Raw genomic sequence first — 18,768 nt, forward strand, 5'->3', positions numbered from 1 at the left:
CGGCCTCACTCGTTGGCGACGCCGTGGATCGGGCGGATCGTGCTCCAGCTCTTGCAACTGGGGCATTGCCAGTGGTGCGCTTTGGCGCCGAAGCCGCAGCGGCTGCAGCGATACATGGCCTGGCCTTCCAGCAGCTTCCTGGTGAGGTCGCGCAGGATCAGGAAGTTCTCGCGCGCCTCGCCCTCGACCTTGTCCATGGTCGCATCGATCAGTGCCATCAGGCCGCGCACGGACGGACGCTGGCGCAGCTGCGAAGTGAGGAAATCGATCGCCGTGCGCTCGCCGTCGCGCTGCTGGTACAGGCGGGTGAGCGCCAGCACCGGCGAGATACCGTGGTAGCGCTCCAGGATGTCGCGCAGGAAGCGCTCGGCGCGCTCCATCTGCTGCGAGCGCGCGTAGCTGTTGAGCAGCGGCGGCAGGATTTCCGGCACGAAGGCGATGTCCGCTTCCACCGCGGCCTCGTAGGCGTCGATGGCCTGGCCGTGCTCGCCGTCCTCCGCGTACAGGCGGCCGGTGAGCATGAAGGCGCGCACGCTGTCGGGCTGGCAGGCGAAGGCCTGGCGCAGGTATTCGCGGGCGTCCTGGTGCGCGCCGTGCTGGCGGGCCTGCTCGGCCAGTTCGCAGTAGAACTGCGCGATCATGCCGGCTTCGTCCTCGCCGGTCATCGCTTCGAGGCGGCGCGCGTGTTCGATCGCCTTGTGCCAGTCGCGCTCGTGCTGGTAGATCGCAATCAGGTGGCGCAACGCGGACGGCGCGTGCGCATCCATCGCCACCAGATCGGAGAACAGCGTTTCGGCACGGTCGAGCAGGCCGGCGCGCATGTAGTCCTCGCCCAGTTCCAGCAGAGCGACGGTCTTCATCGCATCGGACAGGCCCGGACGCGAGACCAGGTGCTGGTGCAGGCGGATCGCGCGATCGACTTCGCCGCGACGGCGGAACAGGTTGCCCAGGGCGAGATGGGTTTCCACCGTATCGCGGTTGTATTCAGCCAGGCGCAGGAAGACTTCGATCGCCTTGTCCTGCTCCTCGTTGAGCAGGTAGTTCAGGCCACGGAAGTAGTCGGACGAAAGCTCGCTCACCTGCGCGCCCGAGCGTTTCGCGCCGGCGCTCCGGGCGGTCCACCAGCCACTGACGAAAGCGACCGGGATCAGCAGTGCCAGCACATAGAGGGCGATCATGCGTCGGCGGGCAGCTTGGAATCCGTCGCGCGGGCCGCGTGCCTGCGCTGGCGGCGATGCCGCGCGCTGGTGCCCAGCCACGCCGTCAATCCGCCCAGCAGCCAGCCCAGCGCCATCGCGGCGAGCAGGGCCGCGCCCTTGGGCAGCTGGAAGCGCGCGAAGCCCAGGTCATAGCCGACCAGGTCCGCATTGAGCGCGCCCAGCGCCACGCCGGCGGCGATGAAGAGCAGGAGAACGAGCGTGACGATCAATCGCATGAGCGGGACTTTAACCGATTGATGCCGACCGGCACAGGCGTCCGCGGGGCCATGTTCATGCGCGGCGAGCCCTGCGCATGCGGGCCTGTTTATTCACGACGCAAAGACAGAAGAGCGGACAAAAAAGAAGGCAGGACCGGCCGAAGCCGCCTGCCTTCATCTACTCGCTGGTGCCCGGCTTTAAGCGGCGGAAGCCGCCTCGGCCTCGGCCAGCGCCTGGTTCACGCGTTCGCGCAATTCCTTGCCCGGCTTGAAATGCGGCACGTGCTTGCCCGGCAGGGCCACCGCTTCGCCGGTCTTGGGATTGCGGCCCATGCGCGGCGGACGGTAATGCAGCGCGAAGCTGCCGAAACCGCGCACCTCGATGCGTTCGCCGTGGGAAAGCGCGTTGCTCATCTGTTCGATGACGCTCTTGACGGCCAGTTCGACGTCGCTGAAGGCCAGATGGGTCTGGCGCCGTGCCAGCGCTTCGATCAATTCGGATTTGGTCATGGGTCCCCAATGTCCGTGACGATGGAACCACGGGGCGGCGAACGCCGCCCCGTGTCTTGCGGGTATTGCTTAGTCGGCCTTGTTCAGCTGCTCTTTCAGCAGAGCGCCGAGCTTGGTGGTACCGCCGGAAGCCGACGAGTACTCCTGCATGGCGTCGTGCAGATCCTCTTCATCCTTGGCGCGGATGGAGAGCTGCAGCTGGCGACCCTTGCGGTCCATGCCGGTGAACTTGGCTTCGACCTTGTCGCCGACCTTCAGGTGCTGGGTGGCGTCGTCGATGCGCTCCTTGGCGATGTCGTTGGCGCGGATGTAACCCTCCACGCCCTCGCCCAGGTCGATCACCGCGCCCTTCGCGTCCACTTCCTTCACCGTGCCGTTGACGATCGTGCCGCGCGGGTTGGTGGCCATGAACTGGCCGAACGGATCCTGCTCCATCTGCTTGATGCCGAGGGAGATGCGCTCGCGCTCCGGATCCACCGCCAGCACCACGGCCTCGATCTCGTCGCCCTTCTTGAAGTTGCGCACGAGGTCTTCGCCGGTGCCCTGCCAGGAGATGTCGGACAGGTGGACCAGGCCGTCGATGCCGCCGTCCAGGCCGATGAAGATGCCGAAGTCGGTGATCGACTTGATCTGGCCGGACACCTTGTCGCCCTTCTTGTGCATGGCGGCGAAGGCTTCCCACGGGTTCGAGCGGGTCTGCTTGATACCCAGCGAGATGCGGCGACGCTCTTCATCCACGTCCAGCACCATCACTTCGGTCTCGTCGCCGACCTGCACCACCTTGGCCGGATTGACGTTCTTGTTGGTCCAGTCCATCTCGGACACGTGGACCAGGCCTTCCACGCCCGGCTCGATCTCGACGAAGCAGCCGTAATCGGTGACGTTGGAGACCTTGCCGAACAGGCGGCTGCCGACCGGGTAGCGGCGGGCGATGGCGACCCACGGGTCGTCGCCCAGCTGCTTCAGGCCCAGCGACACGCGGTTGCGCTCGCGGTCGTACTTCAGCACGCGCACGTCCAGCTCGTCGCCGACGTTGACGACTTCGGACGGATGGCGCACGCGCTTCCACGCCATGTCGGTGATGTGCAGCAGGCCGTCGATACCGCCCAGGTCCACGAACGCGCCGTAGTCGGTGAGGTTCTTGACCGTGCCCTTGACCACCGCGCCTTCGGTCAGGCGCTCAAGCAGCTTCTCGCGCTCCTCGGAGAACTCGGTCTCGACGACGGCGCGGCGGCTGACGACCACGTTGTTGCGCTTGCGGTCCAGCTTGATGATCTTGAACTCGAGGTCCTTGCCCTCGAGGTACACCGGGTCGCGCACCGGGCGCACGTCGACCAGGGAACCCGGCAGGAACGCGCGGACGTCCTTGATGTCGACGGTGAAACCGCCCTTGACCTTGCCGGAGATCTTGCCGGTGATGGTCTCTTCCTTCTCGAAGGCGGCTTCCAGGTCGTCCCACACCATGGAACGCTTGGCCTTCTCGCGGGAGAGCTTGGTCTCGCCGAAGCCGTCTTCCAGCGCGTCGAGAGCGACCTTCACTTCGTCGCCCACCTGCACCTCGAGCGTGCCGCTCTCGTCCTTGAACTGCTCGATCGGGACGATGCCTTCGCTCTTGAGGCCGGCGTTGATGACGACGACGTCGTTGCGGATTTCCACAACGATGCCGCTGACGATCGCGCCCGGCTTCAGCTTGGAGATGGCCTGTTGGCTCTGTTCAAACAGCTCGGCAAAACTTTCAGTCATGTTGATTCCAGAAATGAGAAAAGGCCTGCTCCACCGTGCGCATGGGAAAGTTTGCGCAATGCGGATCGGCCCACCGGTTGTGGGTGTCTTAGGAGGAAGATCCCCTTCGGCACCGTTGACCAAAATCCCGCGCCAGGCGCGGGCACCTTATGCCGTCAGGCAGCCGGACGAGGCTGCAGGACGGCAAGCACTTTCGCGACGACATCGTCGATGCCCATGCCGGTGGTATCCACCAGAACCGCATCGTCGGCCGGCTTGAGCGGCGCGACCGCCCGGGACGCATCCCTGGTATCGCGCGCTTCGATCTCGCGTTGAAGGCCGGAGAGTGTAACGCTGAGACCCTTTGCTTTCAACTGTTTATAGCGCCTTTTCGCCCTTTCGGCGGCGCTTGCGGTCAGGAACACCTTGTACGGGGCGTCCGGGAAGATCACGGTGCCCATGTCGCGCCCGTCGGCGACCAGGCCCGGCGCCTTGCGGAAACCCAGCTGCAGGTCGACCAGGGCGGCCCGCACCGAGGGAATCGAGGCGATAGCCGAAGCCGCCGCGCCGGCGGTCTCGGTGCGCAGCTCGTCGGTGGCGTCGTGGCCGTTGACCAGCACGTGGGTGTCGCCGCCGTCCGGCGCGGCCTGGAAGCGGATCTTCACGTGCTGGGCGCAGCGGGTGACCGCTTCGGCGTCGGACAGGTCCAGGCCTTCCATGCCGGCCGCGTAGCCGACCGCCCGGTACAGCGCGCCCGAATCCAGCAGGCGCCAGCCCAGGTGCTCGGCGACCAGCCGGCTGATGGTGCCCTTCCCGGATCCCGAGGGCCCGTCGATGGTCAGTACGGGAACGGGGGACGAGGGACTCATGGGGGCTCCGGCGGCAGGCAAACCGTTATGTTAACGCGTTGACCCCACCCGGAGCGCATGCTATCTAGCCCGCCGCCTCCGTCCTGCCGCGTGCCTGCCCGTCATCCATGAGCGACGACCTTCAAAGCGAGTTCCAGCAAGCCGCCGAGGACGTCCAGGGCCTGGGCGAGCGCCCGGACAACGACACCCTGCTCAAGCTCTACGCTCTCTACAAGCAGGGCTCGGAGGGCGATGTCCATGGTCCCCAGCCGGGTTTCTTCGACTTCGTCGGCACCGCCAAGTACGAGGCCTGGGCCAAGCTGCGCGGCAGCTCGCGGGAAGACGCCATGCGCCGCTACATCGCCCTGGTGAGGCAGCTGCTGGCCTGAAAGCCTTGCGCTGGAGCCCGCTGAGCGGGCACATTCATACGATCGTTTGAACCCAGCCGGGATCGTATGGACTACCCCCACCTGTTCGCGCCGCTCGACCTGGGTCATACGACCCTGCCCAACCGCATCCTGATGGGCTCGATGCATACCGGCCTGGAGGACAAGGCCGCCGACTACGACAAGCTCGCCGCCTACTTCGCCGAGCGCGCGCGCGGCGGCGTCGGCCTGATGGTCACCGGCGGCATCGCGCCCAGCATCGAGGGCTGGCTGAAACCGTTCGGCGGCCGCCTGTCGATGCCCTGGCACGTGGCGCGGCACCGCAAGCTGACCCGGGCCGTGCAGGCGGAAGGCGGCAAGCTGTGCATGCAGATCCTGCACGCGGGGCGCTACGGCTATCACCCGCTGTCGGTGGCGCCGTCGAAGCTGAAGTCGCCGATCACGCCATTCACGCCGCGCGGCCTCTCCTCGCGTGGCGTTGAGCGCACCATCGGCGACTTCGTGCGCTGCGCGAAGCTGGCCCGCGACGCCGGCTACGACGGCGTCGAGGTGATGGGCTCGGAGGGCTACCTGATCAACCAGTTCCTGGTCGAGCGCACCAATCGCCGCGGCGACGCCTGGGGCGGCAGCGCGGCCAACCGGATGCGTTTTCCGGTGGAAATCGTGCGCCGCATGCGCGAAGCGGTGGGCCGCGACTTCATCATCATCTACCGGCTATCGATGCTGGACCTGGTCGAGCACGGCCAGGACTGGCAGGACATCCTGGCGCTGGCCAAGGCGGTCGAAGCCGCCGGCGCCAGCATCATCAACACCGGCATCGGCTGGCACGAGGCGCGCATCCCGACCATCGTCACCAGCGTGCCGCGCGCCGGCTTCGCCTGGGTGACGCGCAAGCTCAAGGGCGAGGTGGGCATCCCGCTGATCACCACCAACCGCATCAACATGCCCGACGTGGCGGAGCGGATCCTGGCCGACGGCGACGCCGACATGGTCTCGATGGCGCGCCCGCTGCTGGCCGATGCGGATTGGGCGAACAAGGCCCGCACCGACCGCGCCGAGCGCATCAACACCTGCATCGCCTGCAACCAGGCCTGCCTGGATCATGTATTCCAGAACAAGCGTGCCAGCTGCCTGGTGAACCCGCGCGCCTGCCACGAGACCGAGCTGGTCATCGCACCCGCCGCGCAGCGCAAGCGCATCGCGGTGGTCGGCGCCGGCCCCGCCGGCATGGCCTGCGCCAGCACCTTGGCGGAGCGCGGGCACGAGGTGACGCTGATCGACCGGGCGCAGGACATCGGCGGGCAGTTCAACTATGCGAAACGGATTCCGGGCAAGGAGGAATTCCACGAGACGCTGCGCTATTTCCGCCATCGCCTCGCCGATCTGGGCGTGACGCTGCGCCTGCACACCAAGGCCGATGTCGAAGCGCTGCGCGGCTATGACGAGGTGGTGATCGCTACCGGCATCGTGCCGCGCAGGGTGGCCTTCCCCGGCAGCGACGATGCGCGCGTGCTGAGCTATCTCGACGTGCTCGCGCATGACCGGCCGGTCGGCCGGCGCGTGGCCATCATCGGCGCCGGCGGCATCGGCTTCGACGTGGCCGAATTCCTGGTCGAACACGCGCCCTCGCCCACCACCGACGTGACCCGCTGGACGCGCGAATGGGGCGTGGACATGCAGCTGCAGGCGCGCGGCGGACTGCTCGCGGCGGCACCCGAGCAGCCGGCGCGGCAGATCTGGCTGCTGCAACGTTCCGAAGGCCGCCCCGGCGCACGCCTCAACAAGACCACCGGCTGGGTGCACCGCGCCACGCTGAAGAACAAGCAGGTCGCCATGCTGGGCGGGGTGAGCTACGACCGCTTCGACGACACCGGCCTGCACATCACCGTCGACAGCCAGTCGCAGGTGCTGCCGGTCGATAACGTGGTGATCTGCGCCGGCCAGGAACCGCTGCGCGAACTGGCCGACGCCCTGCTCGCCGCCGGCATCACGCCGCACGTGATCGGCGGCGCCGACGTGGCGGCCGAACTGGATGCGAAGCGGGCGATCGCCCAAGGCACGCGCCTGGCCAGCACCCTCTGAGGGACCGGCCAGAAGTTTTTCGGGGCGCGGAAATGAAAGCGCCCCGCAAGACGACGCGTCGATAGCGGGCCAGGGGGAGGGGGCCGGGTATCGCGGGGGTAGCGTCGCTGCGGGGCGAGGGTCGCCGCCACCTGGGGGGAGGGGACGGTGGCGGGACGAACGGAAGCATAGGTTCGACAGACCGCATTAACCAATATATATTTTCGACGTAACTTATATGTAAACCCTATATGTTCGATTTCCGCCAGCTGCGTTACTTCGTCGCCGTCGCCGAGGAGCTCAGCTTCACGCGCGCCTCGCAGCGCCTGCATATCTCCCAGCCGCCGCTGTCGCAGCAGATCCAGGCGCTGGAAGCCGATCTGGGCGTGCGCCTGCTGGATCGCGACAAGCGCAACGTCGCCCTGACCGAGCCCGGCCGCGTATTCCTGGAGCAGGCCCGGCAGATCCTGGCCAAGGCCGACGAGGCGCGCAGCCAGGTCTCGCAGGCTGCGGCGGGTTTCAGCGGGCAGCTGCGGCTGGCCTATACGGTCTCGGTGACCTTCCACCCTTCCCTGCCGCAGACCCTGCTGCGCTTCGGGCGCCATGCGCCGCACGTGCGGGTGCTGCTCAGCGAGATGTACACCGAGCCCCAGTTCGCCGCCCTGCTGGCCGGCGAGCTGGACGTGGGCTTCGTGCGCGACCTGCCCAGGCACGAGGCAGATACCCACACCCTGCGCATCGACGAGATCGACCGCGAACCGCTGCTGCTGGCCCTGCCCTCCGAGCATCCGCTGGCCGCGCGCCGCAAGATCTGGCTGCGCGAGGTGGCCGACGCCCCCTTCGTGGTGCAGCCGCGCGAACTGGCCGCGACCCTGTACGACCGCCTGACCCTGATCGCCGCCAAGGCCGACTTCCACCCGCTGATCCGCCAGCACGCCCAGCAGATCAATGGCTTGTTGATGCTGGTGGCGGCCGGCATGGGCCTGGCACTGATCCCGGCCTCGATGTGCACGGTCAGCCTGGCCGGGGTCAGCTACGTGCAGCTGGAGGATCCGGACGCCTACATGCTGCTGGCCGTGGCGAGCCGGCGGGAAGACACATCGCCGGTGCTGGCCCAGTTCCTATCGGTTGTGGCCGAGGCACGGGCCGTACCGAATTTGTTGTGAACACATACTTGTTCCAAGGCAATCAAGCAGCTACACTTGCGTGCTTGTCTTTTCCCGTTAGTGTCAGGAGCTGGCCGTGAAGGTGCTTTCCTCTTTGAAGTCCGCCAAGCAGCGGCACCGTGACTGCAAGGTTGTGCGCCGTCGCGGCAAGGTGTTCGTGATCTGCAAGAGCAACCCGCGTTTCAAGGCCCGTCAGCGCTGAGCTTCAGCCGCGACGAGTCATAAGAAGGGCCGCATCAGCGGCCCTTTTTTATTGCCTGCGTTTTGTAGGCGCATCCAAGCCACATCGACATTTCATTCATCGTCATCCCGGCGCAGGCCGGGATCCAGTAGCGAGGCGCTGGATAAAGCACGAACGTCACAAGCTCGGCTCTTGCACTCGACAGCGACACCGGGCGGTGTCGCTGCTGGATCCCGGCCTGCGCCGGGATGACGAGCTGGGGAGGCGCGACGAGGGTCGCACGCCCCGCCAACCGTCAGTTGTAACGCACCCCGGTGATCACATACCGCTTCGTGCCATTCGGCGCCTGGAACTCGAAGCTGTCCTCGGCGCTCTTGCCGATCAGCGCGCGGGCGATCGGCGAGGACACCGCGAGCAGGCGCTGTTTGATGTCCGCCTCCAGGTCGCCGACGATCTGGTAGGTCACCGCCTCGCCGCTGTCCTCGTCCTCGAGGTCCACGATGGCGCCGAACACCACGCGCGAACCGGGATTCAGGCGCGTCACGTCGATCACTTCGGCGGTCGACAGCGCCGCTTCGAGTTCAGCGATGCGGCCCTCGGTGAAGCTCTGCTGCTCGCGCGCCGCGTGGTACTCGGCGTTTTCCTTCAGGTCGCCGTGCGCCCGCGCCTCGGCGATGGCCGCGATGATGCGCGGCCGGTCCACGGACTTCAGGCGCTCCAGCTCACTGCGCAGACGCTCGGAACCGGCTTTGGTGATGGGGGCGCGACTCATGCTTTCAGCTCCTTGTGCAGCTCCTGCAGGCTGTGCACTTCACCGGCGCCGTGGTAATCCAGCGAGTGCACCAGCGCACGCGCACCGGCGACGGTGGTTGAGTAGGTGACGCGATGCTGCAGGGCTTCGCGGCGGATCGAGAACGAGTCGGCGATGGCCTGCTTGCCCTCGGTGGTGTTGACGATATAGACGATCTCGCCGTTCTTGATCAGGTCGACGATATGCGGGCGGCCCTCGGCCACCTTGTTGATGCGCTCGCAGGCCACGCCGTGCCCGGCCAGATAGGCGGCCGTGCCTTCGGTGGCGACCAGGCTGAAGCCGCGCGACACCGCATCCTTGGCCACCGGCAGCAGGCGGTCCTTGTCGGCATCGCGCACCGACACGAACACCTTGCCCTTCGGCGGCGTCTTGATGCCGGCCGCGTCGTGGCCGCGCGCAAAGGCGGCGCCGAAGCTGCGGCCCACGCCCATCACTTCGCCGGTGGAACGCATCTCGGGGCCGAGGATCGGATCCACGTTCTGGAACTTCAGGAACGGGAAGATCGCTTCCTTCACCGAGTAGTACGACGGGATCACTTCCCTGGTGGCGTTCTGCGCGATCAGCGTGCGCCCGGCCATCGCGCGCGCAGCGATCTTGGCCAGCGGCACGCCGGTGGCCTTGGACACGAACGGCACGGTACGCGAGGCGCGCGGGTTCACTTCCAGGATGAACACCGTATCGCCCTGGATGGCGAACTGCGTATTCATCAGGCCGATCACCTTCAGCTCCTTCGCCATCAGCGCGACCTGGCGGCGCAGCTCGTCCTGCACGTCCTTCGAGAGCGAATACGGCGGCAGCGAGCAGGACGAGTCGCCGGAATGCACGCCGGCTTCCTCGATGTGCTCCATGATGCCGCCCACCAGCACGTTGCCCTCGGCGTCGGCGATGATGTCCACGTCCACCTCGACCGCGTGGTCGAGGAAGCGGTCCAGCAGCACCGGCGAATCGTTGGAGACCTGCACCGCCTCGCGGATGTAGCGCGAGAGATCCGCGTCGCCATAGACGATTTCCATCGCGCGGCCGCCGAGCACATAGCTCGGGCGCACCACCAGCGGGTAGCCGATCTCGCGCGCCAGCGCCAGCGCCTCGTCGGCGTTGCGCGCGGTGCGGTTCGGCGGCTGCTTCAGGCCGATCTTCTCGATCATCTGCTGGAAGCGCTCGCGGTCCTCGGCCAGGTCGATCGAGTCCGGCGAGGTGCCGATCACCGGCGCGCCGGCCGCCTCCAGCGCGCGCGCCAGCTTCAGCGGGGTCTGGCCGCCGTACTGCACGATCACGCCCTTTGGCTTCTCAAGGTCCACGATCTCCAGCACGTCTTCCAGCGTCAGCGGCTCGAAGTACAGGCGGTCGGAGGTGTCGTAATCGGTGGACACGGTTTCCGGGTTGCAGTTGACCATGATGGTCTCGAACCCGTCCTCGCGCAGCGCCAGCGCCGCATGCACGCAGCAGTAGTCGAACTCGATGCCCTGGCCGATGCGGTTCGGGCCGCCGCCCAGCACCATGATCTTGTCGCGGTTGGTCGGATTGGCTTCGCACTCTTCCTCGTAGGTCGAGTACATGTAGGCCGTGGTGGTGGCGAACTCGGCGGCGCAGGAATCCACGCGCTTGTACACCGGGCGCACGCCCAGGGTGCGGCGCAGGTGGCGCACGGCCGCTTCGTCGGTGTCGGTGAGCTCGGCGATGCGCGCGTCGGAGAAGCCCATGCGCTTGAGCTCGCGCATGCGCAGTGCGTCCAGCGCGCTGATGCCCTGCGCCTGCACTTCGTTCTCGGTCAGCACGATGTCCTCGAACGCGGCGAGGAACCAGGGATCGACGCGGCTGAGGCCATACACCTCTTCCAGCGACAGGCCGGCACGGAACGCGTCGCCCAGGTGGAACACGCGGTCCGGGCGCGGCTCGCGCAGCTCGCGCTTGAGCGCGGCCAGGCCTTCGTCGGTGCTGAAGTCCACGCCGGTCGGGTTGAGGCCGGTCTTGCCGATCTCCAGGCCGCGCAGCGCCTTCTGCAGCGATTCGTGGAAGGTGCGGCCCATCGCCATCACCTCGCCCACCGACTTCATCTGCGTGGTCAGGCGCGCATCGGCGGAGGGGAATTTCTCGAAGGCGAAGCGCGGAATCTTGGTGACCACGTAGTCGATGGTCGGCTCGAACGAGGCCGGGGTCAGGCCGCCGGTGATGTCGTTCTTGAGCTCATCCAGCGTGTAGCCCACGGCCAGCTTCGCCGCGATCTTGGCGATCGGGAAGCCGGTGGCCTTGGAGGCCAGCGCCGAGGAGCGCGACACGCGCGGGTTCATCTCGATCACCACCACGCGGCCGTCCTCGGCATTGATGCCGAACTGCACGTTGGAGCCGCCGGTGTCCACGCCGATCTTGCGCAGCACGGCGATCGAGGCGTCGCGCAGGCGCTGGTATTCCTTGTCGGTGAGGGTCTGCGCCGGCGCCACGGTGATCGAGTCGCCGGTGTGCACGCCCATCGGATCGAGGTTTTCGATCGAGCACACGATGATGCAGTTGTCCGCCTTGTCGCGGACCACTTCCATCTCGAATTCCTTCCAGCCCAGCACCGATTCCTCGACGAGGATTTCGTGCACCGGCGAGAGATCGAGGCCGCGCTTGGCGATCTCCTCGAATTCTTCCTTGTTGTAGGCGATGCCGCCGCCCGAGCCGCCCAGGGTGAAGCTGGGTCGGATGATGGTCGGGAAGCCCACCTTGGTCTGGATTTCCAGCGCCTGTTCGAAGGTCTTGGCGACTTCGGCCTTGGGGCATTCCAGGCCGATATCCTTCATGGCGATGCGGAACAGCTCGCGGTCCTCGGCCATGCGGATGGCTTCGCGCGAGGCGCCGATCAGTTCGACGCCGTACTTCTCCAGCACGCCGTTGTCGGCCAGGTCCAGCGCGCAATTGAGGCCGGTCTGGCCGCCCATGGTAGGCAGCACCGCGTCCGGGCGCTCCTTGGCGATGATGCGCTCCACCGTCTGCCAGTTGATCGGCTCGATGTAGACCGCGTCGGCGGTCTCCGGGTCGGTCATGATCGTGGCGGGGTTGGAGTTCACCAGGATCACCCGGTAGCCCTCTTCCTTCAACGCCTTGCAGGCCTGCGCGCCGGAGTAGTCGAACTCGCAGGCCTGGCCGATCACGATCGGGCCGGCGCCGATGATCAGGACGCTCTTGATGTCTGTGCGCTTGGGCATCTCAGCGGGACTCCTGCATCAGCTGGGCGAAACGTTCGAAGAGGTAACCGATGTCGTGCGGGCCGGGGCTCGCTTCCGGGTGGCCCTGGAAGCAGAACGCCGGGCGGTCGGTGAGCGCGAAGCCCTGCAGCGAGCCGTCGAACAGCGAGCTGTGGGTGACGCGCACGTTGGCCGGCAAGGTGGCCGGGTCGACCGCGAAGCCATGGTTCTGCGAGGTGATCAGCACGCGGCCGTCGTCGTGGTCCTTCACCGGATGATTGGCGCCGTGGTGGCCGAACTTCATCTTCAGCGTCTTGGCGCCCAGCGCCAGGCCCATGATCTGGTGGCCCAGGCAGATGCCGAACAGCGGGATCTTCGCGTCCAGGAATTCGCGCGTGGCGGCCACGGCGTAGTCGCAGGCGGCCGGATCGCCGGGGCCGTTGGAGAGGAACACGCCGTCCGGCTTCATCGCCAGCACCTCGGCGGCGGGCGTCTGCGCCGGCACCACGGTGATGTCGCAGCCCTGCGCGGCGAGCAGGCGCAGGATGTTGAACTTCACGCCGTAGTCGTAGGCGACGACCTTGAAGCGCAGCGCCGGCTGCTCGAAGGCCTGGCGATCGAGGTCGTAGCTGCCTTCCTTCCAGGCGTAGGGCTTGGTCACGCTGACCACCTTGGCTAGGTCCATGCCGTTGAGGCCAGGGAAGGCGCGCGCCTTGGCCAGCGCGGCCTCGGCGTCGACGTGCTCGCCGGCGACGATGCAGCCGGCCAGCGCGCCCTTGTCGCGCAGGATGCGGGTCAGGCGGCGGGTATCGATGCCGGCGATGGCGACGATCCCCAGGCGCTTCAAGTAATCGGGCAGGCTTTCGCTGCTGCGCCAGTTGCTCGCGCGGCGCGGCACGTCGCGCACGATCAGGCCGGCGGCATGCACGGCCAGGGACTCGGCGTCCTCGGCGTTGACGCCGGTGTTGCCGATGTGGGGATAGGTCAGGGTAACGATCTGACGCGAGTACGAGGGATCGGTGAGGATCTCCTGGTAGCCGGTCATGGCGGTGTTGAACACCACCTCGCCGACGGTTTCGCCGGTGGCGCCCACGGCCTGGCCGTGGAATACGCTGCCGTCTTCGAGGGCGAGCAGAGCGGGAATAGGCATGGGACGGGGCCGCCTTTTAGGTGCAGCAAAGTCCGCAAGCCGCTGCTAGCTGGCTTGTGGACCTTGGTCGAGGAAAGTCTCAGGGCGGGTCGCAATGATAGGTGCGAAGGCCTGTTCTGTCCACCGATCTCTCCATAGAAAACCAGCGTGAACGAAGCGTGTTTATGCCCGCCCGGCGTCCGGACAGGCGCTACACTAGCGCCCGTTCCAAAGGAGATGCACACGCCCATGAGCGCCGCCGTTCTGCTCGATCCTGCCCGTCTCGACCGACCGGATACGGATATCAGGCGGGAACCGTTCCCGTTCCTGATCGCCCACGGGCAGCTGCCCGACGAATCGCGCACCGACCTGGAACGCGATTTCCCGCGCTACGCCAGCGCCGGTTTCTTTCCCTACGACGCCAGCGACTGCGGCCCCACGGTCAATGCCCTGGTCGAGCGGCTGACCACGCCGGAATTCGCCAGCGCGGTCGGCAAGCGGCTGGGGATCGAGAACCTCGGCCAGTACCCCACCCTGGTCACGCTGTGCCGCTCGCTCAACAAGCGCCACGGCACCATCCATACCGACAGCAAGTCCAAGGTCGCGACCGCCCTGCTCTATCTCAACACGCAGTGGCCGGACACCAGCGACGGCTGCCTGCGCTTCCTGGGCAGCATCGACAACATCGACGACATCGTCGCGCCGGAGCTCAAGCCGCTGTACGGCGAGTTCGCGGTGTTCAAGCGCTGCGACAACTCCTTCCATGGCCACCTGCCCTACGAGGGCGAGCGCCGGGTGATCCAGGTGGCCTGGCTCACCAGCGAGGAAGAGAAACTGCGCAAGACCAAGCGCGGCAAGTTCGCCCGCGCCTTCAAGAAGCTGTTCGGCTCGCTGGACCGCAGGCTCGGCGCCGACCGCGACCGCAGCGCCGCGCATCGCGACTGAGCCCTTCAGGCAACGCGCGATTCCAAGTGACGCCCGGCTTGGCGTAGCATCCGGCGCTTCGACCGATCGCATCCTCAAGGAGCGGGCATGCCCGTCGTCGTCATCTTGTCCCTGGCCCTGCAGATTGGCTGCGCCGTGCACGTGGTGCGCAGCGGGCGGCCGATGTACTGGATCTGGCTGATCCTGATCGGCTCCTACCTGGCCGTGGCGGTCTACATACTGGCGGCCGTGCTGCCCGACCTGCGCCACGACCCGCGCGGCCGCAAGGCCGCCAGCAAGGCGCTGCAGGTGATCGATCCGCAGCGCCGCCGCCGCGAGCTGCAGCGCCGGCTGGAGCTGAGCAACACCATCGACAACCGCCGCCACCTGGCCGAGGAATGCCTGCAGCTGGGCGACTACGCCAACGCCCAGGAGCTGTTCCAGAGCCTGCTCACCGGCATGTACGCCACCGAGCCCGGCTTCATGCTCGGCCTGGCCCATGCGCAGGCCGGCGGCGGCGAATACGCGGCGGCCCGCCACACGCTGGAGGCGCTGATCGCGGCCAATCCGAACTTCAAGTCCAGCGACGGCCACCTGCTGTACGCCCGCTGCCTGGAGGAGCTGGGCGACATCGACGCCGCGCTGGAGGAATACCGCGTGCTGGCCGACAGCTACCCCGGCGAGGAAGGCCGCTACCGCTACGGCCGCCTGCTCGGCCGCCACCAGCGCCTGGCCGAAGCCCGCGACGTGTTCGAGGCCCAGCTGCGCCGCGCCAAGCTGATGCCGGGCTATTACCGGCGCAAGGAACAGGCCTGGCTGAAAGCTTCCAAGCTGGAGCTGTCGCGCCTGGGCGCGGGCGAGGCCTGAGCGCGCTGCGCGGGCCGGCATGAGTCCCGTCGCGTTGCACACCCTGTTCGAGGCGCTGGCCTACGCGGTCGGCTTGCGCACCTTCCTGTGGACGCGCCGCAAGCTGGCGCCGCAGGCGTTCGCGCATGACGACCACGTGGCCTGGGTCGGCGTCGGCGCCATCGTCGGCGCCGCGCTTGGGGCCAAGCTGGCGTTCTGGATCGACGATCCGCTGGCGGCGTTCCGCGATTTCCCCGACCTGTGGCACCTGCTGGAAGGCAAGTCGATCGTCGGCGCCCTGCTCGGCGGCCTGGCCGGGGTGGAGCTGGCCAAGAAGATCGCCGGCGTGCGCAACTCCACCGGCGACGCCTTCGTGCTGCCGCTGACCGTGGGCATGTGCATCGGCCGTGTCGGCTGCTTCCTGGCGGGATTGAACGACCACACCTACGGCAACCCGACCGCGCTGCCCTGGGGCGTCGACTTCGGCGACGGCGTGCCGCGGCATCCCACCCAGCTCTACGAGATCGCCTTCCTGCTCGCGCAGTACGCGCTGATCCATGCGCGCCGCGTTGCGCTCGCCGAGCCGGGCGACCGCTTCCGCGCCTTCATGCTCGGCTACCTGGCGTTCCGCCTGCTGGTGGAATGCATCAAACCCCTGCCCTATGCCTACCTGCACGCGCTGTCCGGCCTGCAGCTGTTGTGCCTGGCGGGACTGCTTTACTACCACCGCGACCTGCCCCGCATCCTGCGGGCGCTGTTCGCCAGGAGAGGCGCATGGGAGCCAAGGTAAGGCCGTATCTGTTCTACGACAGCGCGATCTCGATCTGCACCACCTGCCTGCGGCGGGTGGAGGCGAAGATCCTGATCAAGGACGAGCGCGTCTACCTGGAGAAATGGTGTCCGCAGCACGGCCGCGAGCGCGTGCTGCTGGCCGACGACGCCGCCTATTACCGGCAATGTCGCGAGCTCTACATCAAGCCGCCGGAACTGCCGCAACGATTCAACACGCCGCAGCACTACGGCTGCCCCTACGACTGCGGCCTGTGTCCCGAGCACATGCAGCACTCCTGCCTGACCCTGGTCGAGATCACCGACCACTGCAACCTGCGCTGCCCGGTCTGCTATGCCGAAAGCGGCCCGCACCGGCCCGGCTTCCGCGACCTGGCCACGGTCGAGCGCATGCTCGATGCGGTGGTGGCGAACGAAGGCGAGCCGGACGTGGTGCAGATCTCCGGCGGCGAGCCGACGCTGCATCCGGATTTCTTCGCCATCCTGGATGCCGCGCGGCAACGCCCGATCCGCCATCTGATGGTCAACACCAACGGCCTGCGCATCGCCAGGGAACCGGACTTCGCCGCGCGCCTGGCCGGGTACCAGCCCGGCTTCGAGCTGTACCTGCAGTTCGACTCGCTGCGCGATGAGGTGCACAAGGAGCTGCGCGGCGCGCGCCTGCGCGAGGTGCGGCTGAAGGCGCTGGAACACCTCAACCGCCACGACATCTCCACCACCCTGGTGGTGACAGTGAAGAAGGGGCTCAACGACGGCGAGCTCGGCGAGATCATCGACTTCGCCATGAGCCAGCCGTGCGTGCGCGGGGTGACCTTCCAGCCGATCCAGGCGGCCGGCCGCCTGGAAGGCTACGAGCCGGAACGCGACCGCCTCACCTTGAGCGAAGTGCGCCGGCGCATCCTCGAACAGAGCCCGCTGTTCCAGCCCGACGACCTGATCCCGGTGCCGTGCAATCCGGACTGCCTGGCCATGGCCTATGCGCTGAAGCTGGGCGACCAGGTGCTGCCGCTGACCCGCTTCGTCTCGCCGGAGACGCTGGTCAGCAAGGGCCGCAACACCATCGTGGTGGAGCGCGACGAGGAACTGCGCGCGCACGTGTTCGAGCTGTTCGCCACCAACCACTCGCCGGAATCGCAGGCCTGCTCGCTGTCCGACCTGCTGTGCTGCCTGCCGCAGGTGCAGGCGCCGGCGGAGCTGTCGTACCGCAACGTGTTCCGCGTGCTGATCATGCAGTTCATCGACGCGCACGGCTTCGACCTGCGCGCGGTGAAGAAATCCTGCGTGCATATCGCGCAGCCGGACGGGCGCATCGTGCCGTTCGATACCTTCAATCTGTTCTATCGCGACGACAAGGCGGCGAAACTCGCGACTCTGCGGCAAGAGATCGAACAGACGCGCGCCATCGAAAGGAGCAACGCATGAGCGAGCAGACACCTGGCGCCGGCCCGACTGGCGCCCCGCCCGTTCCGAGCCCGAAGCCGCCGGCATCCGACAACCAGGGCTCGCTATGGGGCGGCATCGGCCTGGCCTGGCTGGTGATGATCGGCGGCGAACTGATCCTGGGCCCGAAGAGCTTCGTGCTGTGGCCATTGCCGCCGCTGGCGATCCTGGTCTGGGCCGTGGTGCTGCTGGTGCAGGGCCGCCGCACGCGCACCGGCAAGGGCCTGCTGCTGGGCCTGGCCTCGATCGTCGCGGTATTGGTGCTGCTGGTGGCGGCCTGTTTCGGACTGCTGTTCAGCGGCGGCGGCTTCCATCCTTAAGAAGGCGCCGCCGCGCGCGCTCAGGCGGCGAAATGCCAGGCGACGTACAGCGCGAACACGCCGTACAGCGCACCGACCGGCACGATCCAGCGCGCATCCACGCGGCCGCGGCGGAACAGCCACCACAGCGCGATCACCGCCACGCCGGTCAGCGCGCCGGCCACCATCAGCGGCGCATCGAACAGCCACGGCGTGGCGAAGATCGCCAGCGCGCTGGGGATGGTGGCCTGGATCATCATCGCGCCGGAGATATTGGCCAGCGCCAGCCGCTCCTTGCCCTGGCGCACCCAGATCAGCGCGTTCACCGTCTCCGGCAGCTCGGTCGCCACCGGGCTCAGCACCAGCGCCACTAGGTGCGGCGACAGCTGCAGCGCCAGGCCGATCGCCTCGATCTGCTTGACGAAGGTGTGCGAGGCGATGGCGATCACCAGCAACGCCAGCGTGGTCTGCAGCAGTACGCGCGACAGCGCGGGATCGAGCGCCTTCGGTTGGAACTTCAGCGGTTCGAGTTCTTCTTCCTCGGGCGCGGTGTCGTCGTCCTGCAACTCGCGCCACACGTAGAGGCCATAAGCCGCCAGGAACAGCACGCCCAGCCAGGGCTTCCAGGTGAAGGCGATCAGGCCCAGGCCGCACTTGACCACGAAGATCCCCAGGAACCAGGCCTGGTCGCGCGCCAGCCGCCCGTGCTCGACGCGCACCAGGTTGTCGGCGCGGCGCAGCCGGCGGCGGTTGGACCACAGCGCCAGGCCGACCACCGCATAGGCGATGGTGGCCAGTACCAGCGGGCCGCCCAGCGCGGCGCCGACGCCGATGTCCTTCTGCTCGGGCGTGCGCCCCAGCACCACGGCGACGAAGGTGACCGCGCTTTCCGGCAGCGCGGTGCCGAACGCCGCCAGCACCGTGCCGGTGGCGGTGGCGCCGAGACTGAGCTTGCGCCCGAACCATTCGACGCCGTTGACGAAGTACTCGCAGGCGACATAGATCGCGCCGGCGGAAAGCAGGAACAGGAAGGCGGTCAGCATGGATGAAGTCCTGGGCCGGGCGAGCGGATAAC

The 18,768-nt window shown here is 67.4% G+C and carries 18 protein-coding genes; 9 read left to right on the top strand and 9 right to left on the bottom strand.

The genetic code is table 11. From position 1 onward, the window contains the following. Positions 1-5: 5 nt before the first annotated feature. From lapB to cmk, 5 genes are all read right to left on the bottom strand, one after another. Positions 6-1,178 carry a lipopolysaccharide assembly protein LapB gene (gene lapB, locus BM172_RS01565; RefSeq protein WP_026634343.1) on the bottom strand — a complete coding sequence of 391 codons (1,173 nt, stop codon included), beginning with the start codon at positions 1,176-1,178 and terminating at the stop codon, positions 6-8. Continuing rightward, on the bottom strand, positions 1,175-1,435 hold the full coding sequence (locus tag BM172_RS01570) for a lipopolysaccharide assembly protein LapA domain-containing protein (protein ID WP_026634344.1): 261 nt from the start codon (positions 1,433-1,435) through the stop codon (positions 1,175-1,177). Before BM172_RS01570 ends, lapB begins: the two co-directional genes overlap by 4 nt. A gap of 180 nt (positions 1,436-1,615) precedes the next feature. Next, positions 1,616-1,927 (bottom strand): integration host factor subunit beta, encoded by a 312-nt coding sequence (locus BM172_RS01575; protein ID WP_026634345.1) that lies wholly within the window; start codon positions 1,925-1,927, stop codon positions 1,616-1,618. A gap of 69 nt (positions 1,928-1,996) precedes the next feature. Continuing rightward, the gene (gene rpsA, locus BM172_RS01580) at positions 1,997-3,670 is read right to left on the bottom strand and encodes a 30S ribosomal protein S1 (protein ID WP_026634346.1); all 1,674 of its coding nucleotides are present in this window, start codon (positions 3,668-3,670) and stop codon (positions 1,997-1,999) included. A gap of 155 nt (positions 3,671-3,825) precedes the next feature. Next, on the bottom strand, positions 3,826-4,518 hold the full coding sequence (cmk, locus tag BM172_RS01585; RefSeq protein ID WP_026634347.1) for a (d)CMP kinase: 693 nt from the start codon (positions 4,516-4,518) through the stop codon (positions 3,826-3,828). 107 nt (positions 4,519-4,625) lie between these two features. Here cmk and BM172_RS01590 point away from each other — a divergent pair, with 107 nt between their 5' ends. From BM172_RS01590 to ykgO, 4 genes are all read left to right on the top strand, one after another. Then, a complete protein-coding gene (locus BM172_RS01590) occupies positions 4,626-4,886 on the top strand; it encodes an acyl-CoA-binding protein (RefSeq protein WP_026634348.1) in 261 nt (86 codons plus the stop codon). 66 nt (positions 4,887-4,952) lie between these two features. Beyond that, complete coding sequence (locus tag BM172_RS01595) at positions 4,953-6,965, top strand: NADPH-dependent 2,4-dienoyl-CoA reductase (RefSeq protein WP_026634349.1); 2,013 nt, start codon at positions 4,953-4,955, stop codon at positions 6,963-6,965. A 230-nt stretch (positions 6,966-7,195) separates the two neighbouring features. Next, positions 7,196-8,110 carry a LysR substrate-binding domain-containing protein gene (locus BM172_RS01600; RefSeq protein WP_026634350.1) on the top strand — a complete coding sequence of 305 codons (915 nt, stop codon included), beginning with the start codon at positions 7,196-7,198 and terminating at the stop codon, positions 8,108-8,110. 76 nt (positions 8,111-8,186) lie between these two features. Continuing rightward, positions 8,187-8,312 (top strand): type B 50S ribosomal protein L36, encoded by a 126-nt coding sequence (ykgO, locus tag BM172_RS01605; protein ID WP_008215056.1) that lies wholly within the window; start codon positions 8,187-8,189, stop codon positions 8,310-8,312. A 274-nt stretch (positions 8,313-8,586) separates the two neighbouring features. On the opposite strand, the gene greA is transcribed toward ykgO, so the two are convergent. From greA to carA, 3 genes are read right to left on the bottom strand one after another with little or no spacing between them, the layout of a single operon-like run. Then, positions 8,587-9,063 carry a transcription elongation factor GreA gene (greA, locus tag BM172_RS01610; protein ID WP_026634351.1) on the bottom strand — a complete coding sequence of 159 codons (477 nt, stop codon included), beginning with the start codon at positions 9,061-9,063 and terminating at the stop codon, positions 8,587-8,589. Next, the gene (carB, locus tag BM172_RS01615; protein ID WP_026634352.1) at positions 9,060-12,287 is read right to left on the bottom strand and encodes a carbamoyl-phosphate synthase large subunit; all 3,228 of its coding nucleotides are present in this window, start codon (positions 12,285-12,287) and stop codon (positions 9,060-9,062) included. Before carB ends, greA begins: the two co-directional genes overlap by 4 nt. 1 nt (position 12,288) lies before the next feature. Further along, positions 12,289-13,416 carry a glutamine-hydrolyzing carbamoyl-phosphate synthase small subunit gene (gene carA / locus BM172_RS01620; protein ID WP_026634353.1) on the bottom strand — a complete coding sequence of 376 codons (1,128 nt, stop codon included), beginning with the start codon at positions 13,414-13,416 and terminating at the stop codon, positions 12,289-12,291. 228 nt (positions 13,417-13,644) lie between these two features. Here carA and BM172_RS01625 point away from each other — a divergent pair, with 228 nt between their 5' ends. The 5 genes from BM172_RS01625 to BM172_RS01645 all read left to right on the top strand — a co-directional run bounded on the left by BM172_RS01625 (position 13,645) and on the right by BM172_RS01645 (position 17,714). After that, positions 13,645-14,340 (top strand): 2OG-Fe(II) oxygenase, encoded by a 696-nt coding sequence (locus tag BM172_RS01625; RefSeq protein ID WP_026634354.1) that lies wholly within the window; start codon positions 13,645-13,647, stop codon positions 14,338-14,340. An 87-nt stretch (positions 14,341-14,427) separates the two neighbouring features. Next, a complete protein-coding gene (locus BM172_RS01630) occupies positions 14,428-15,186 on the top strand; it encodes a tetratricopeptide repeat protein (protein WP_026634355.1) in 759 nt (252 codons plus the stop codon). 19 nt (positions 15,187-15,205) lie between these two features. Further along, entirely contained in the window at positions 15,206-15,955 is a 750-nt protein-coding gene (locus BM172_RS01635; protein ID WP_026634356.1) for a prolipoprotein diacylglyceryl transferase, read from the top strand. After that, positions 15,940-17,376, top strand: a complete 1,437-nt coding sequence (locus tag BM172_RS01640) for a radical SAM protein (protein ID WP_026634357.1) — start codon at positions 15,940-15,942, stop codon at positions 17,374-17,376. Before BM172_RS01635 ends, BM172_RS01640 begins: the two co-directional genes overlap by 16 nt. Beyond that, complete coding sequence (locus BM172_RS01645; RefSeq protein WP_026634358.1) at positions 17,373-17,714, top strand: hypothetical protein; 342 nt, start codon at positions 17,373-17,375, stop codon at positions 17,712-17,714. Before BM172_RS01640 ends, BM172_RS01645 begins: the two co-directional genes overlap by 4 nt. A gap of 20 nt (positions 17,715-17,734) precedes the next feature. Here the strand turns inward: BM172_RS01645 and BM172_RS01650 are convergent, their stop codons facing one another. Next, positions 17,735-18,736: a sodium:calcium antiporter gene (locus BM172_RS01650; protein WP_026634359.1), complete on the bottom strand. Its 1,002-nt coding sequence runs from the start codon at positions 18,734-18,736 to the stop codon at positions 17,735-17,737. Positions 18,737-18,768 lie beyond the last annotated feature (32 nt).

This window comes from Dyella marensis, assembly GCF_900112865.1.
Classification (GTDB): Bacteria; Pseudomonadota; Gammaproteobacteria; order Xanthomonadales; family Rhodanobacteraceae; genus Dyella_D; species Dyella_D marensis_A.